Origin of the sequence: Halomonas salsilacus (genome assembly GCF_051216275.1) — a bacterium.
In the GTDB taxonomy this organism is placed as follows: Bacteria; Pseudomonadota; Gammaproteobacteria; order Pseudomonadales; family Halomonadaceae; genus Halomonas.
This window is the reverse complement of the sequence record NZ_JBPKAQ010000001.1, coordinates 617,605-631,815: the sequence shown is the minus strand read 5'-3', so window position 1 is coordinate 631,815 and position 14,211 is coordinate 617,605. Positions and strand designations below refer to the sequence as shown.

The following is a 14,211-nucleotide window of genomic DNA, read 5'->3' as shown; positions in this document are numbered from 1 at the left end:
AGGGAATCAGACCTCTATGTCAGCGAGGTTGCCGTAGTCCTCGAGCCAGCTCTTGCGGTCGGGGGCACGCTTCTTGGCCAGCAGCATGTCCATCATCTCCATCGTGCCGTCGCCTACTTCACGGGTGAGCTGCACCAGACGGCGGGTCTCCACCGCCATGGTGGTCTCGCGCAGCTGCAGCGGGCTCATCTCGCCCAGGCCCTTGAAGCGCTGCACGTTCACCGTGCCGCGTTTGCCCTCCAGCTTGCGCAGGATCGCCGCCTTCTCGCTCTCGTCCAGGGCATAGAACACCTCCTTGCCCAGGTCGATGCGGTAGAGTGGCGGCATGGCCACGTAGACGTGGCCGGCATCCACCAGCGCCGGGAAGTGGCGCACGAAGAGCGCACACAGCAGAGTGGCAATATGCAGGCCGTCGGAGTCGGCGTCGGCGAGGATGCAGATCTTGTGGTAGCGCAGCTTGGAGAGGTCATCGCTGACCGGGTCCATGCCGATAGCCACGGCGATGTCGTGGACCTCCTGGGAGCCATAGATGTCGTGGGACTCCACCTCCCAGGTGTTCAGTATCTTGCCGCGCAGCGGCAGGATCGCCTGGCTCTCGCGGTTGCGCGCTTGCTTGGCGCTGCCGCCGGCGGAGTCGCCCTCTACCAGGAACAGCTCGCTCAGGGCCGGATCCTGGCCGGAGCAGTCTGCCAGCTTGCCGGGCAGCGCCGGGCCCGAGGTGACCTTCTTGCGCGCCACCTTCTTGGCGCTCTTCTGGCGCCGCTGGGCGGCGCTGATGACGAGCTCAGCCAGGGCCTCGGCCTGGTCCACGTGGTGGTTGAGCCACAGCGAGAAGGCGTCCTTGACCACCCCGGAGACGAAGCCGGCCACTGTGCGCGAGGAGAGACGCTCCTTGGTCTGGCCGGCGAACTGGGGGTCGAGCATCTTCACCGAGAGCACGTAGGAGACCCGCTCCCAGAGATCCTCGGCGGTGAGCTTCACACCCCGCGGCAGCAGGCTCCGGTACTCGCAGAACTCGCGCAGGGCCTCCAGCAGGCCGGCGCGCAGGCCGTTGACGTGAGTGCCGCCCTGGGGGGTGGGGATCAGGTTGACGTAGCTCTCCAGCAGCGGCTCTCCGCCCTCGGGGAGCCACTGGATCGCCCAGTCAACGCCGTGCTCGTCATCGGCAAAGTGGCCGACGAAGGGCGACTGGGGCAGTACCTCATAGCCATCGGTGGCCTGGGCCAGGTAGTCGCGCAGGCCATCCTCGTACTGCCACTCGCTGCGGGTCCCGTCCGCCTCCATCAGGGTGACCGTGAGCCCCGGGCAGAGCACCGCCTTGGCCCGCAGCAGGTGCTTCAGGCGCCCCACTGCCAGGCGCGGGCTGTCAAAGTAGCTCGCCTCCGGCCAGAAGCGCAGGACGGTGCCGGTGTTGCGCTTGCCCACGCTGCCGATCTCGGCCAGCTTGGAGACCGGCTCGCCATGCTCGAAGGCCATGGCGTGGCGGCCGCCGTCGCGCAGCACCTCCACCTCGAGACGCCGGGAGAGCGCGTTGACCACTGAGACACCGACGCCGTGCAGGCCGCCGGAAAACTTGTAGCTGGCGTTGGAGAACTTCCCACCGGAGTGCAGCCGGGTCAGGATCAGTTCCACCCCGGAGACGCCGTGCTCCGGGTGGAGGTCGATGGGCATGCCGCGGCCGTCATCGGCGACCTCGATGCCGCCATCCTCGAACAGCCGCACGCTGACCTGGCTGGCATGGCCGGCCAGCGCCTCGTCGACGCTGTTGTCGACCACCTCCTGGATCAGGTGGTTGGGGCGGCTGGTGTCGGTGTACATGCCCGGGCGCTTGCGCACCGGCTCCAGGCCGGAAAGCACCTCGATCGAGCTGGCACTGTATTGCGTCATGGGTCGTCCGGTTCCTTGTGTGGTCGAGGCTGCCAGGCCGGCGGCAGGGCGTGACCGCCGTGGGCCAGCAGTGCCGGCAGGTGCCGGGCCAGCACCGCGAAGCCGTGGTCGGCTCCCGGGTGCAGCAGGGTACAGGCACCGCGGTAGAGGGCGAAGGCATCGGCCGGGTCGAGCACCTCATCGTCACAGCCCAGCAGCAGCAGGTAGCGCGTCGGCGCGGTAACTCGCGCTGGCGTCAGCGCCTCGAGCTCGGCCAGGTGCTGCGGGCCGACCGTGAAGCGCTCACCGGTGGTGTCGTTGACGAAGACCTCATCGACCCAGTCGCTCACCAGCCGCGCCGGGGCCACCGCCGGATTGATCAGGGCGGCACGCAGCCCGTGGCTCTCCGCCAGGCAGGTGGCCAGGAAGCCCCCCATGGAACTGCCGACCAGCAGCGGCTCTGGGCCGAGCTCGGCCAACCGTGACTCGGCCATCGCCAGGGCCTCCGCGGGTCGATGCGGCAGCTGGGGCGTTACGCAGGGCAGGCCCAGGTGGGCGCAGGCCTCACGCACCCAAACTGCCTTGGGCGAACAGGCGCCGCTGTTGAAACCGTGCAGGTAGAGCACCCCGCTGGCCGGTGCCACCCGGCAAGGGGCGCTCAGCATAGCGAAACAGCTGTACAAACAGCCAGTATCACGTGACAGCCTTGCCGTTCCCGTCGGCCGCCCAGGCCGCCTCGATCAGCGCCCGGGTGGAGGCATCCATGGCCTCCAGGCCCTCGCGGCTCTCGAGGATGCGCTGGGTCTCGCCTGCGATCTGCTTGCCCAGCTCCACCCCCCACTGGTCGAAGGGGTTGATCCCCCAGATCGTCGCCTGGACGAACACCTTGTGCTCGTAGAGGGCGATCAGGGCACCCAGGGTAGACGGCGTCAGCTCGTCCAGCAGCAGGGTGGTGGAGGGCTGGTTGCCGCGATAGCGCTTGTGGCCGGGGCGCTCGCCCGGCTCGTCGATGGCATCGTCGCCCAGCGCCAGCAGCCGCGACTGGGCAAAGCAGTTGGCCAGAGTCAGCCGATGCTGGCCCTTGAGATGATTGCGGGTCGCCTTGTTCTCCACCTCGTCGTAACGCCTGAGGGGCGCGATGAAGTCGCACTCCACCGCCTGGGTGCCCTGGTGCAGCAGCTGGTAGAAGGCGTGCTGGGCGTTGGGCCCGAGCTGGCCCCACAGCACCGGACAGGTGGAGTAGCCCACCTCGCGCCCTTCCGCCGTCACCGACTTCCCGTTGGACTCCATTTCGAGCTGCTCGAGGTAGGCGGCGAAATATTCCAGGCGACCGTCGTAGGGCAGGATGGAGTGGGCGCGGATATCCAGGAAGTTGACGTTCCAGATCCCCGCCAGGGCCAGCAGCACCGGCAGGTTGTCGGCCAGCGCCGCGGTGCGGAAGTGCTCGTCCATGGCATGGGCACCGGCCAGTAGCTCGCGGAAGCGCTTCATGCCCACCACCAGGGCGATGGGCAGGCCGATGCCGCCCCACAGCGAGTAACGCCCGCCGACCCACTCCCAGAATTCGAGCTGGTGAGCGGGCGCGATGCCCCATTCGGCCATCTTCTCGGGGCTCGCCGAGACGCCGATGAAGTGCTGGCGCATCACCAGTTCGGTGTCCACGCCCTCCTCCCCTTCCAGGCGCGCCATCAGCCAGTCCCGGGCAGTGCGGGCGTTGGAGAGCGTATCGATGGTAGTGAAGGACTTCGACGACAGCACGAAGAGCGTGGCCTCGGGGTCCAGGCGCGCCAGGCAGTCGGCCAGTTGGGAGCCGTCCATGGTGGAGGCGAAGTGCACCTCCACGGGATGCACGTCCCGCAGCCGGTAGTCGGCCAGGGCGTGGGTCACCATCAGCGGGCCCAGGTCCGAGCCGCCAACGCCCAGGTTGATCACGTGGCGTATGGCCTTGCCGGTGGCCCCGCGCCACTGGCCGGCATGGAAGCGTTCGACCATCGCCTCCATGTGCTCGAGGGTGCGATGCACTCCGGGCACCACATCCTCGCCCTCCACCACCAGCGAGGCGGTCTCCGGCAGGCGCAGCGCCGTATGCAGCGCCGGACGGTTTTCGCTGAGGTTGACCCGCTCACCGCCCAGCAGTCGCTGGATCCCTCCAGGCACGTCCGCCTGCTCGGCCAGCGCCAGCAGATTCGCCAGGGTTTCGGCGGAACAGCGCTGCTTGGAGAGGTCCACTGTCAGGCCGGCGGCGCAGCGGGTGAAGCGCGCCTGGCGATCCGACTCATCGGCAAACAGGTCGCGCAGGTGGCGGCGGCCCAGTGCCTTGGCATGGGCCTTGAGCTCACGCCAGGCGTCGCTCTGATCGATCATCCTATCCTCCTTGAAGCCCGGCGGGTGCAGGGTCATGGCGGCGCGCGTAGAATGGCGCCCGTTCCCGCATTTCTGGCCTGATCATGAGTGATGCATCTTACCGTGACGCGATCTTTTCGACACCCCTCGACCGAGTCGCGCGCTTCTCTTTCGATGAACGGGTCGTGGCCTGTTTTCCCGACATGATCCGCCGCTCGGTGCCGGGCTACGGGCAGATACTGGGGATGCTGGGGCTGATCGCCCGCCGCCACCTGCGCCACGGCGCCCGGGTCTATGACCTGGGCTGCTCGCTGGGGGCCGGCGGCCTGGCCCTGGCCGGCCAGCTCTCCCCCGCGGCCTTTCGCTACGTCGGCGTGGATCTCTCGCCGGCCATGGTGGCCAGAGCCCGGGAGACCCTGGCCGCCGAGTGCCCCGACCACGCCATGGAGGTCATCGAGGGTGACATCCGGTCGCTGAAGTACGCCCCCGCCAGCATGATCGTGCTCAACTTCACCCTGCAGTTCCTGCCCCCGGCGGATCGCAAGGCGGTGATCGAGCGCCTGTTCGCCGCGCTGGAACCCGGAGGCGTGCTGGTGCTCTCGGAGAAAATCCGCGCTGAAGGGGAGGAAGAGAACGCCTGGCTGGTGGAACGCTACCACGATTTCAAGCGCGCCAACGGCTACAGCGATCTGGAGATCAGCCAGAAGCGCACGGCGCTGGAGAACGTGCTGGTGCCCGACACCCTGGCCGAGCACCACGCCCGCCTGGGCCAAGCCGGCTTCACCCGCGCCCATACCTGGTTCCAACTCCTGAACTTCGCCTCCCTCGTGGCCTTCAAGGACGAGGCCTTCAAGGAGGCCGACGCCCCGGCGCCCCAGGAGGCTTGAGCATGCCGATTCCCGCCGAACACCGCGACCTCTACCGGGCCTTCCTCGACCAGGGCCTCGACGTCTGGCTGGCCCGGCTGCCCGAGCAGCTGGCCCGGGGGCTCGACCGCCAGCGCCACGGCGACCTGCCCGCCTGGGAGAAGGCGGTGGCCAAGCTGCCGGCGCTGCCGGACGCGCGCCGGGTCCACCTGGACACCGACACCGTCAGCGTCGAGGTCGCACTCAGCGAGAGCCAGCGCCGCCAGGCCGAGAACCTGCTCCGAAAGCTCGCCCCCTGGCGCAAGGGGCCCTTTGCCCTCGGCGGCATTGCCGTCGACACCGAGTGGCGCTCCGACTGGAAGTGGCAGCGGGTGGAACCACACCTGGCGAGGCTTGCCGGCAGGAAGATTCTCGACGTGGGTGGAGGCAGCGGTTATCACGGCTGGCGCATGGCTGGCGCCGGGGCCGCCTTCGTGCTGGTGATCGACCCCTCGCCGCGCTTCTTCTGGCAGTTCCGCGCGGTGCGCCACTTCGTGGGCGACGCCGACGGCGGCCGCACCCACTTCCTGCCGGTGGGCATCGAGGCGATGCCGGAGGCGCTCGGCTTCTTCGATACGGTGTTCTCCATGGGGGTGCTCTACCACCGTCCCTCGCCCCTGGAGCACCTGCTGCAGCTCAAGGGCGCCCTGCGCCCCGGCGGCGAACTGGTGCTGGAGACCCTGGTGGTGGCGGGCGATTCCACCACCGTGCTGCTGCCGGGGGAGCGCTACGCCGCCATGCCCAACGTCTACTTCCTGCCCTCATCCGCCGCACTCTGCCAGTGGCTCGAGCGCTGCGGATTCGACAACGTGCGGGTGGTGGACGAGGCGGTGACCACCCCCGAGGAGCAGCGCGCCACCGATTGGATGACCTTCCAATCCCTGGTCGACTTCCTCGACCCCGCAGACCCGACCCGAACCCTGGAGGGCTACCCCGCCCCGCGCCGTGCGGTGGTCATGGCCAATCGGCCCAGATAGTCCCCCCCCCCGCAACAGCGAGAGGCGCCGGGGACAGGCCGGAGAGGGGGTCCTATGCCAGGGATGGCATCGGTAGCGCCCAGGGATGGGTTCACAGCGCCCCCTCGAAGACCTGTCGCCGGAACAGCCTCGAGCGGCATGGCAGTCAGCAATGGTCTTGGGTACCCCTAGCGCCTCAGGATGACCAGCCAGCGCCCCAGATTGAGGATGCTGGCCAGGGAGGCCGCCACATAGGTGAACGCGCAGGCGGTGAGCACATGGCGGGCGCCCGGCATGTCGTAGGGGGGAATGTACTCCTTGAGCAGCGGCAGGGCACGCTGGAAGCTGGCGTCGAACTCCACCGGCAGGGTCACCAGGTGAACCAGCGCCGCGGTGCCGAAGCTGATCACCGCCGCGGCCAACACGATGGCCAGGCCGCCCGGCAGGCGGGTAAGCAGGAACAGCAGGGGGGCAGCCATCATCAACACTGCACCCATTTTCTCGGCCTTCTGGGCCACCCCCACCAGCCTTGAGCGGGCCAGCAGTGGCGCATAGCCCTGATGGTGCTGAATGGCGTGGCCCACCTCGTGGGCCGCCACCGTCACCGCGGTGAGCGAGCGCCCGCCGTAGATTTCCGGCGAGAGCCGCACCCGGCGCGCCTCGGGGTCGTAGTGGTCTCCCTGCTCGGTGGGCTCCACCTCGACCCCCTCGATGCCCAACCGGCGCAATAGGTGATCGGCCAGCTCCGCCCCGGTGCCGGGGTAATCGTCACGACCACGGGCGTGGCGCTGGATCACCCACCGGGCCCAGACATTGGGCAGCAGGAAGAGGGCCAGCAGCAGGGCAATGGCAAGAACAATCATCGAGGGGTGGCTCCGGGTCGGCTGTGACGCTTTGGACACAGCCTACCAGAGCCGGTTTCCTTGGTGCTTAAAGCAGCTCGCGAATATCCTTCGCCTCCCAGTGGGGGAAGTACCGGCGCACCAGGGCATTGAGCTCGAGCTCGAAGCCGGCCCAGTCCACCTCGCCGAGGCTCGCCGACTCGCCCTCCACCACGGCGCGGATCATGCCCGCCCCCACGGTGACGTTGGTCAGCCGGTCGATGACGATGAAGCTGCCGGTTCCCGGGCTGGTCGCGTAGTCATCCAGCGGCACCTCGGCGGTCAGCCCCACCCGGCAGCGGGCGATGGCGTTGAGCTCGAGGCGCTCGGCCGGGTGTCGCGCCAGGGTGTTGACGTCCACCTGGTGGAGGATCGCCTCAACCTGCCCCGCCACAGAGCGGCCGGCCAGGCGAATATCGACCTGCCGCCCCGGCTCGAGAGGCTGCTCATGCATCCAGACGATATCCGCCTCGAAGGCATGGGAACCTGCCACCTCGGCATCCGCCGCCACGATCCAGTCGCCCCGTGAGATGTCGATCTCGTCGGCCAGCGTCACGGTGATCGCCTGGCCGGGGAAGGCCTCTTCCAGGTCGCCGTCGAAGGTGACGATACGCTCGACGGTGGAGCGCCTGCCGGAGGGCAGCACCTTGATCGCCTGGCCGGGACGCAACACGCCCGCCTGCAGGGTGCCCGCATAGCCGCGGAAGTTCAGGTTGGGGCGGTTGACGTACTGCACCGGCAGGCGCAGGTCGGTCAGGTTGCGGTCGCGGCTGATCTCGACGCTCTCCAGCAACTCCAACAGCGTCGGGCCGGGTTGCCCATCGACCGTGTACCAGGCAAGCGACTCGCTCCGGTTGACCACGTTGTCGCCCTTGAGCGCCGAGAGCGGCACGAAGCGGATGTCGCGGGCCTGGAGCTGTTCGGCTATCTCCTGGTACTCGGCGACGATCTCGTCGAAGCGCGCCTCGGAATAATCCACCAGGTCCATCTTGTTCACCGCCACCACCAGGTGCTGAATGCCCAGCAGGTCGGCGATGAAGCTGTGCCGGCGCGTCTGGGTCTGCACGCCGAAGCGGGCGTCGATCAGGATGATCGCCAGGCTCGCCGTGGAGGCGCCGGTGGCCATGTTGCGGGTGTACTGCTCGTGCCCCGGGGTGTCGGCGATGATGAACTTGCGCCGATCGGTGGAGAAGAAGCGGTAGGCCACGTCGATGGTGATGCCCTGCTCCCGCTCCGACTGTAGGCCGTCCACCAGCAGGGCGAGATCGACTTCCTCGCCGGTGGTGCCGACCGTCTTCGAGTCGCGGGTGATCGCGGCGAGCTGGTCGTCGAAGATCATCTTGGAATCATGGAGCAGCCGACCGATCAGGGTCGACTTGCCGTCATCCACGCTGCCACAGGTGATGAAGCGCAGCAGGTCCTTGTTCTCGTGCTCGTGCAGGTACTGCTCGATGTTGTCGGCGATCAGGGTCGATTGGTGTGACATCAGAAATAGCCCTCGCGCTTCTTCTTCTCCATGGAGCCGGCCTGGTCGTGGTCGATGGCGCGGCCGCTGCGTTCGCTGGTGCGGGTCAGCAGCATCTCCTGGATGATCTCCGGCAGGGTGGCGGCCGTGGACTCCACCGCCCCGGTGAGCGGGTAGCAGCCCAGGGTGCGGAAACGCACCCACTTCTCCTCAGGCACCTCGCCCTCGGCCAGCGGCAGACGCTCGTCGTCGACCATCACCAGCATGCCGTCACGCTCCACTACCGGGCGCGGGGCGCTGAAGTAGAGTGGCACGATGGGGATCGATTCCAGGTAGATGTACTGCCAGATATCCAGTTCGGTCCAGTTGGAGAGCGGGAAGGCACGAATCGACTCGCCCTTGTTGACCCGAGCGTTGTAGAGGTTCCACAGCTCCGGACGCTGGTTCTTGGGGTCCCAGCGGTGGAACCTGTCGCGGAAGGAGAACACGCGCTCCTTGGCGCGGCTCGCCTCCTCGTCGCGTCGCGCCCCGCCGAAGGCGGCATCGAAGCCGTACTTGTCCAGGGCCTGCTTGAGGGCCGCGGTCTTCATCACGTCGGTGTAGCCGCTGGAGCCGTGGTCGAAGGGGTTGATGCCGGCAGCGCGCCCCTCCTCGTTGGTGTGCACCAGCAGTTCCATGCCCGCCTCTTCCGCCATCCGGTCGCGGAAGGCGATCATCTCGCGGAACTTCCAGGTGGTGTCCACGTGGAGTAGCGGGAAGGGCGGCGGCCCGGGATAGAAGGCCTTGCGCGCCAGGTGCAGCATCACTGCGGAGTCCTTGCCGATGGAGTAGAGCATCACCGGGTTGCGGAACTCCGCCGCCACCTCGCGAAGGATGTGGATCGACTCGGCCTCGAGCTGCTGCAGGTGGGTCAGCCGCTGGGGCGACAGCGCCGGGGGGGGGCTGTTCGCCGGGGCAGGCGACGTGGGGGTCGCGGCGTGAAGAGTGGTCATGGCCCGGGTACCTCGCATGACGGGGGGCATGGGAATCATGCCCACGAGGTTAACGCCGGATCACTAATAACCCAAAAGAATTAATAGCTCTCTTTTTATTCCCAGAATTCATCTATGCACAATCGTCAAAGATCAACGCGTTCTACCCAGGTCGTGACGTCGCCATCACCCAGGTCGAGCACCCGATAGCCGGGACGCGAGGCCTCGTCGATGGCGAAGGCCTCGGCGTGGGCCAGGAACTGGTCGGTGGTGGAGGGGCAGCCATAGACCGCCACCTCCCCTTCTGCCAGGCGTTGGTGGCTGGCGAAGGCCTGATGGATATGGCCGCAGAGGATGGCGCGCACCTGGCCGAAGGCGGCGAGTGTCTGCCAGAAGGCCTCGCGATCCCTGAGTCCGAGGGCATCGATCCACGCCGACCCCACCGGCAGCGGCGGGTGGTGCATGGCGATCAGGGTCGGCCGATCATCCTCCTCCAGCCGCGCAGCCAGCTCGGCCAGGCCCTCCGGGCCCAGCTCGCCATGGGCCTGGCCGCTGACATGGGTATCCAGCATCAATATCCGCCAGGCGCCGATGTCGAGCTCGTCGAGCAGCTCACGGGACTCGGCCATCAGCGCCGGATCGTCATGGTTGCCGGCCAGCCAGAACCAGGGGGCGGCCAGCCGGCCCAGGGTGCGATGGGCCAGCTGGTAAGAGGCGGCGGTCTCGTCGTTGCTGATGTCGCCGGTGACCAGCACCATGTCGGGGCGCTCTCGGTTGACCGCCTCCACCACCGCCTCGAGCTGGCGAAGCGGGAAACCCGCCCGGGCACGGGTGGCGGGGTCGGCGTGGAGATGGCAGTCGCTGATCTGGACCAGTCGCATCATCGATAAGGCTCTCGTCGGGCGCCGATCAGCGCAGCGAATTCAGGGAAGTTGATTCAAGGAAGTTCCGGCAGGTCGAGGGAGTGGCCATGGGCCAGGCCATGATCCAACCATTCGCCGAGGAAGCGGTTGAGCTGCAGCTTCTCGTCGGGCTGGTGCATGCGCGAGTTGGGGTAGCGATAGCGGCCATGGAAGTGGCGCTGGCGCTGGAAGTCGGTGACCTCGGCCATGCGCACGTCGTGGTAGAGGTGCACCCGCATCCGCGGGGCCTCGATCATCGAGTCGAGCACGCCACGCTGGGTGACGCGCACGATGCTGGTGTAGGGTGCCCGCTCCAGCAGTTCCAGGCCGAGTACACCCAGCCAGCGGCCGTCGCTTGCCAGCTCGATCTCGCGGGTCTCCCCGACCTCCAGGTCGCCCAGCAGGCGCACCAGCCGCAGGAAGTTCACGCTGCACTCCCCCTGCAGGCTCCTGAGATCGGTCACGTAGGCGCTTCGCTGCACACCGTCTCTCCGCACGCTATCTCCTCGCAAACTGTCTCGTCACGAACTTTGTCATCGCGACCTGTCTCCTCGCGACCTGTCTCCTCGCGACCTGTCTCCTCGCGACCTGTCTCATCGCGAACTATCCGCCCGGGAGCTATCGCCTCGCTCGCAGTGAGGCCCGCTCGGCCGCCAACCAGTGGAGGGCGATCAGGCACATGGCATTGTCGAGTCGTCCGGCCTGGAGGAGTTCCCAGGCCCTGACAAACGGTAGCACATGCACGCGGATATCCTCGTGCTCCTCGTCGAGGCCGTGCACGCCGCCCAGGCCCTCGCTGTCCACCAGGCCACAGAACAGGGTGACCCGCTCGTCGCAGGCCCCTGGGCTCGGGTAGTAGGAATGAAGCTTGATCAGCTCACCCACGGGGGCGCCGGCCTCCTCGAGAGATTCGCGGCGGGCGACCTCGGCGGGCGACTCGCCCCGCTCCACCAGGCCTGCCACCACCTCGAGCTTCCAGGGCGAGACGGGGTCGTCAAGGGCACCGGCGCGGAACTGCTCCACCAGCACCACGGCATCGCGTTCCACGTCGTAGAGCAGCACGCCCACGGCGTCGTGGCGGCGGTGCACCTCGCGGGTCATGGTGCCGCTCCAGCCGCCCTCGAAGAGACGGTGGCGCAGCTGCAGCGCCTCCAGGCGGAAGAAGCCCTGGTGCAGGCAGCGCCGCTCCAGCAGCTCCACATCGGCGGCGGTGAAGGGCGCCGCTGCGGCCAGGCCCGGTACCTCTGGCGAGTCACTCATGGCGGTCTCCGCTTGGGCAAGGACGTTCATTATCATGACCGCGAGCGCGGATGCCAACTCGGCCCGTGCCGGGCTTGGCCCCGGCATCGCCATGGCGTATGTTGCGACTCCCAGCCATTCGAGGATTTACGCCGATGAAGGGCCGCAACATGACCCGCTGGCGCGACCCGGCCAAGGACCCGCGTCAGGAGCCGAAAAGCCACCTGATTACCGCCGAAGGCGCCGAGCGGCTGCGCGGCATCCTTGACCACCTCTCGCGGGTCAAGCGCCCTGCCCTCTCCGCCAAGGTGGGCGAAGCGGCCGCCCTGGGCGACCGCTCGGAGAACGCCGACTACACCTACAACAAGAAGGAGCTCAACCGGGTCATCGCCCGGATCCGCTACCTGACCAAGCGGCTCGACGAGCTCACGGTGGTGGACCGCCTGCCGGCGGACACCGGCAAGGTCTATTTCGGCGCTTACGTCACCCTGGAAGACGACGACGGCGAGGAGATGGCGATCCGTATCGTCGGCCATGACGAGATCGACCCGGCCAGGCGCTGGATCAGCGTCGACTCGCCCCTGGCGAAGGCCCTGCTCGGCAAGCCTCTGGATGAGGAGGTCACGGTGGCCGCCCCCCGCGGCGAAACCACCTATGTGATCACCGATATCGCCTATCGCGAGCCCGGGAAGTGAGCGCATCGCCGGGTCAGCCCTTGACGACCCGATAAACCCGGAAGCGCCGGTCGTCGGCGAGAATCTCGAAGCCGCCGAAGGCGCGCTCGAGCCGATCCGGATAGGGCAGGAAGGCGTTGGCCACGAGGATCAGCTGACCGCCAGGGCGCAGGTGCGCCGAGGCCTCGTCGATCAGCCGCGCCGCAGGACCATAGTCGATGGCACGCTCCAGATGGAAGGGCGGGTTGCTGACGATGGCATCGAACGCTCGCCCGGCCAGCGCCGAATAGACGTCGCTTTCCAGCACCTCGTTAACCAACACGTCTTTGACCAGACCCTCGCCGGCCAGGCCGTTGGCCGCCAGCGTGCGTCGGGTCGCCTCCACCGCGAAGGCGTTGACGTCCACAGCCGTGACCCGCGCGCCGCGCCGTGCCAGCCAGGCGACCAGGATGCCGTCGCCGCAACCCATGTCGAGAACATCGCCGAGAAATGCTCTCGAGCGCTCATCTCCCCCCCCTGCCAGCAACACCCCAGGCAGCGTCTCCAGCAGCAGCCGGGTTCCGTCATCGAGCTTGCCGTGGCCGAACACCCCGGGGTGGCTGGAAAGCCGCAGCCGCTCGTCCCCAAGCACGACCTCGAAGGAGGTCCAGGCGGCGTCCGGGTCGATCGCCACCCGCGCAAGCCGCGTCTCGAACAACGAGCAGCGCCTGGCGCTGTCGCGCTTTCGACAACCCAGCCCGAGTGCGGCCAGCACCTTGAGCACCCGCTTGATGCCACCCTGGTTCTCCCCCACCAGCTGCAGCGGCGTACCCTCGGGCAGGGTCGCGCACAGCCACAGCAGCCACCACTCCCCCAGGGCATGGCTCTTGGGCCAGAACAGCACCGCCCCGGGGGGCGTGCCCTCGCTATCCTCAGGTAGCACCTCAAAGGGAGAAAGGGCCGGCCGGCCGGCGGCCTGCCAGGCGGCACGCACGGAAAGGTCGGCGCTGACTGCCTTGCCCTGCCCCGCCTCCAGCCAGGGGTCGCGGGGCGGCGCCACCCACCACCAGCCGCGGTAGTCATCGGCCTGGCGCGCCAGCAGCTGGCAGGCCGGGGTCTCGGCGCGAATCGTCCCGGAGCGGAGGGTCCCGGAGCGAATAGTCTCGACGTTCATGTTCCGGGCTCCTCAGCCAGTGGGGGTGGGGTCTCGGGGCGCACCAGGGTGTAGAGCAGGTAGCGCCCCAGGCGCCAGTGGGGGTCGAACCGGCAGTAGCGCCACTCGAGTTCCAGCAGCGCCGCGCGGTCGGCGTCGCTCTCGGGGGGCATGCGCAGGTAGTCGTGGAAGATGCGCACCCCCGCCACGGCGCGAACCTCGAGGCCCAGCTCGGCGCTCCAGGTCGTGATCTGGGCGTGGGTCAGCGGCGAGATCGGCGTCAGCCGCCGACGCAGCCCCTTGCCCGCCAACCGGTCGGCCAGGGCCTTCTCCAGGTTGCCCTTCACCACGTTGGAGAAGCGCAGGGCGTCGCGGTTGAAGACCATCAGCGAGAGCTGCCCGCCAGGCGCCAGGCGCCCGGCCAGGGTGGCCAGGGCGGCGCGGGGGTCGGCCAGCCACTCCAGCACCGCGTGGCAGGCGATCAGCGGCCAGGGGCCGGGGGCGAGCTCGGGCAGCACCTGCAGCGGCGCCTGCAGGAAGCTGACTCCCCGACCCTCCAGCGACTCACGGGCCCGCGCCAGCATCTCGCCGGAGGGCTCGACCAGGGTCACGGCGTGGCCGCGCCCGGCGAACCAGCCCGCCAGTTGGCCGAGGCCGCCGCCCACGTCGAGCACCGGCTGGCCCTGCAGCGCGAGCAGCTCCGGCAGCAGCCGGTCGAGCAGCGCCAGGCGCAGCTCGCCGCGCACACCGCCGTAGAGGCTCTCGGCGAACTTCTCGGCCAGGCCGTCGAAGTGGCGATCGCCTGCGGCGGAGAGGGGAGAAACCGAAGGCGGCGAGGGTATCGGGGTATCGGGGGGCTTGGGCATGGGGCACACGT

At 68.4% G+C, this 14,211-nt stretch carries 14 protein-coding genes; 3 read left to right on the top strand and 11 right to left on the bottom strand.

Annotated features, from left to right (window positions below):
* Window positions 1–6: 6 nt before the first annotated feature.
* Genes parE through pgi form a run of 3 tightly spaced genes read right to left on the bottom strand, consistent with a single transcriptional unit; the run spans window position 7 to window position 4,230 of the window.
* Window positions 7–1,887: a DNA topoisomerase IV subunit B gene (gene parE, locus ACR80S_RS02820; RefSeq protein WP_435400787.1), complete on the bottom strand. Its 1,881-nt coding sequence runs from the start codon at window positions 1,885–1,887 to the stop codon at window positions 7–9.
* A complete protein-coding gene (locus ACR80S_RS02815) occupies window positions 1,884–2,531 on the bottom strand; it encodes a YqiA/YcfP family alpha/beta fold hydrolase (RefSeq protein ID WP_435402528.1) in 648 nt (215 codons plus the stop codon). The genes parE and ACR80S_RS02815 overlap by 4 nt, the downstream gene beginning before the upstream one ends.
* Window positions 2,532–2,559: 28 nt before the next feature.
* Entirely contained in the window at window positions 2,560–4,230 is a 1,671-nt protein-coding gene (gene pgi / locus ACR80S_RS02810) for a glucose-6-phosphate isomerase (protein ID WP_435402527.1), read from the bottom strand.
* Between the two features lie 83 nt (window positions 4,231–4,313).
* On the opposite strand from pgi, the gene cmoA reads away from it, so the two are divergent.
* Both cmoA and cmoB read left to right on the top strand, forming a co-directional pair.
* Window positions 4,314–5,096: a carboxy-S-adenosyl-L-methionine synthase CmoA gene (gene cmoA, locus ACR80S_RS02805; protein ID WP_435402526.1), complete on the top strand. Its 783-nt coding sequence runs from the start codon at window positions 4,314–4,316 to the stop codon at window positions 5,094–5,096.
* A 2-nt stretch (window positions 5,097–5,098) separates the two neighbouring features.
* A complete protein-coding gene (gene cmoB, locus ACR80S_RS02800) occupies window positions 5,099–6,091 on the top strand; it encodes a tRNA 5-methoxyuridine(34)/uridine 5-oxyacetic acid(34) synthase CmoB (protein WP_435402525.1) in 993 nt (330 codons plus the stop codon).
* Between the two features lie 167 nt (window positions 6,092–6,258).
* On the opposite strand, the gene ACR80S_RS02795 is transcribed toward cmoB, so the two are convergent.
* From ACR80S_RS02795 to ACR80S_RS02770, 6 genes are all read right to left on the bottom strand, one after another.
* Window positions 6,259–6,933, bottom strand: coding sequence for a zinc metallopeptidase (locus ACR80S_RS02795; protein ID WP_435402524.1), 675 nt, complete (start codon window positions 6,931–6,933; stop codon window positions 6,259–6,261).
* 67 nt (window positions 6,934–7,000) lie between these two features.
* A complete protein-coding gene (gene cysN, locus ACR80S_RS02790) occupies window positions 7,001–8,437 on the bottom strand; it encodes a sulfate adenylyltransferase subunit CysN (RefSeq protein WP_435402523.1) in 1,437 nt (478 codons plus the stop codon).
* Window positions 8,437–9,330 (bottom strand): sulfate adenylyltransferase subunit CysD, encoded by an 894-nt coding sequence (gene cysD, locus ACR80S_RS02785; RefSeq protein ID WP_435402566.1) that lies wholly within the window; start codon window positions 9,328–9,330, stop codon window positions 8,437–8,439. The genes cysN and cysD overlap by 1 nt, the downstream gene beginning before the upstream one ends.
* A gap of 203 nt (window positions 9,331–9,533) precedes the next feature.
* Complete coding sequence (locus tag ACR80S_RS02780; protein ID WP_435400884.1) at window positions 9,534–10,268, bottom strand: phosphodiesterase; 735 nt, start codon at window positions 10,266–10,268, stop codon at window positions 9,534–9,536.
* A gap of 56 nt (window positions 10,269–10,324) precedes the next feature.
* Window positions 10,325–10,771, bottom strand: coding sequence for a DUF1249 domain-containing protein (locus ACR80S_RS02775; protein ID WP_435400883.1), 447 nt, complete (start codon window positions 10,769–10,771; stop codon window positions 10,325–10,327).
* Window positions 10,772–10,907: 136 nt separating this feature from the next.
* On the bottom strand, window positions 10,908–11,549 hold the full coding sequence (locus ACR80S_RS02770) for an NUDIX domain-containing protein (RefSeq protein ID WP_435402522.1): 642 nt from the start codon (window positions 11,547–11,549) through the stop codon (window positions 10,908–10,910).
* A gap of 134 nt (window positions 11,550–11,683) precedes the next feature.
* Between ACR80S_RS02770 and greB the strand changes: the two genes are divergently transcribed.
* Window positions 11,684–12,223, top strand: coding sequence for a transcription elongation factor GreB (gene greB, locus ACR80S_RS02765; protein ID WP_435400778.1), 540 nt, complete (start codon window positions 11,684–11,686; stop codon window positions 12,221–12,223).
* A gap of 13 nt (window positions 12,224–12,236) precedes the next feature.
* On the opposite strand, the gene ACR80S_RS02760 is transcribed toward greB, so the two are convergent.
* Together ACR80S_RS02760 and ACR80S_RS02755 are read right to left on the bottom strand one after the other, a co-directional pair.
* Complete coding sequence (locus ACR80S_RS02760) at window positions 12,237–13,310, bottom strand: methyltransferase (protein WP_435400882.1); 1,074 nt, start codon at window positions 13,308–13,310, stop codon at window positions 12,237–12,239.
* A 41-nt stretch (window positions 13,311–13,351) separates the two neighbouring features.
* Window positions 13,352–14,200 carry a methyltransferase domain-containing protein gene (locus ACR80S_RS02755; RefSeq protein WP_435402521.1) on the bottom strand — a complete coding sequence of 283 codons (849 nt, stop codon included), beginning with the start codon at window positions 14,198–14,200 and terminating at the stop codon, window positions 13,352–13,354.
* Window positions 14,201–14,211 lie beyond the last annotated feature (11 nt).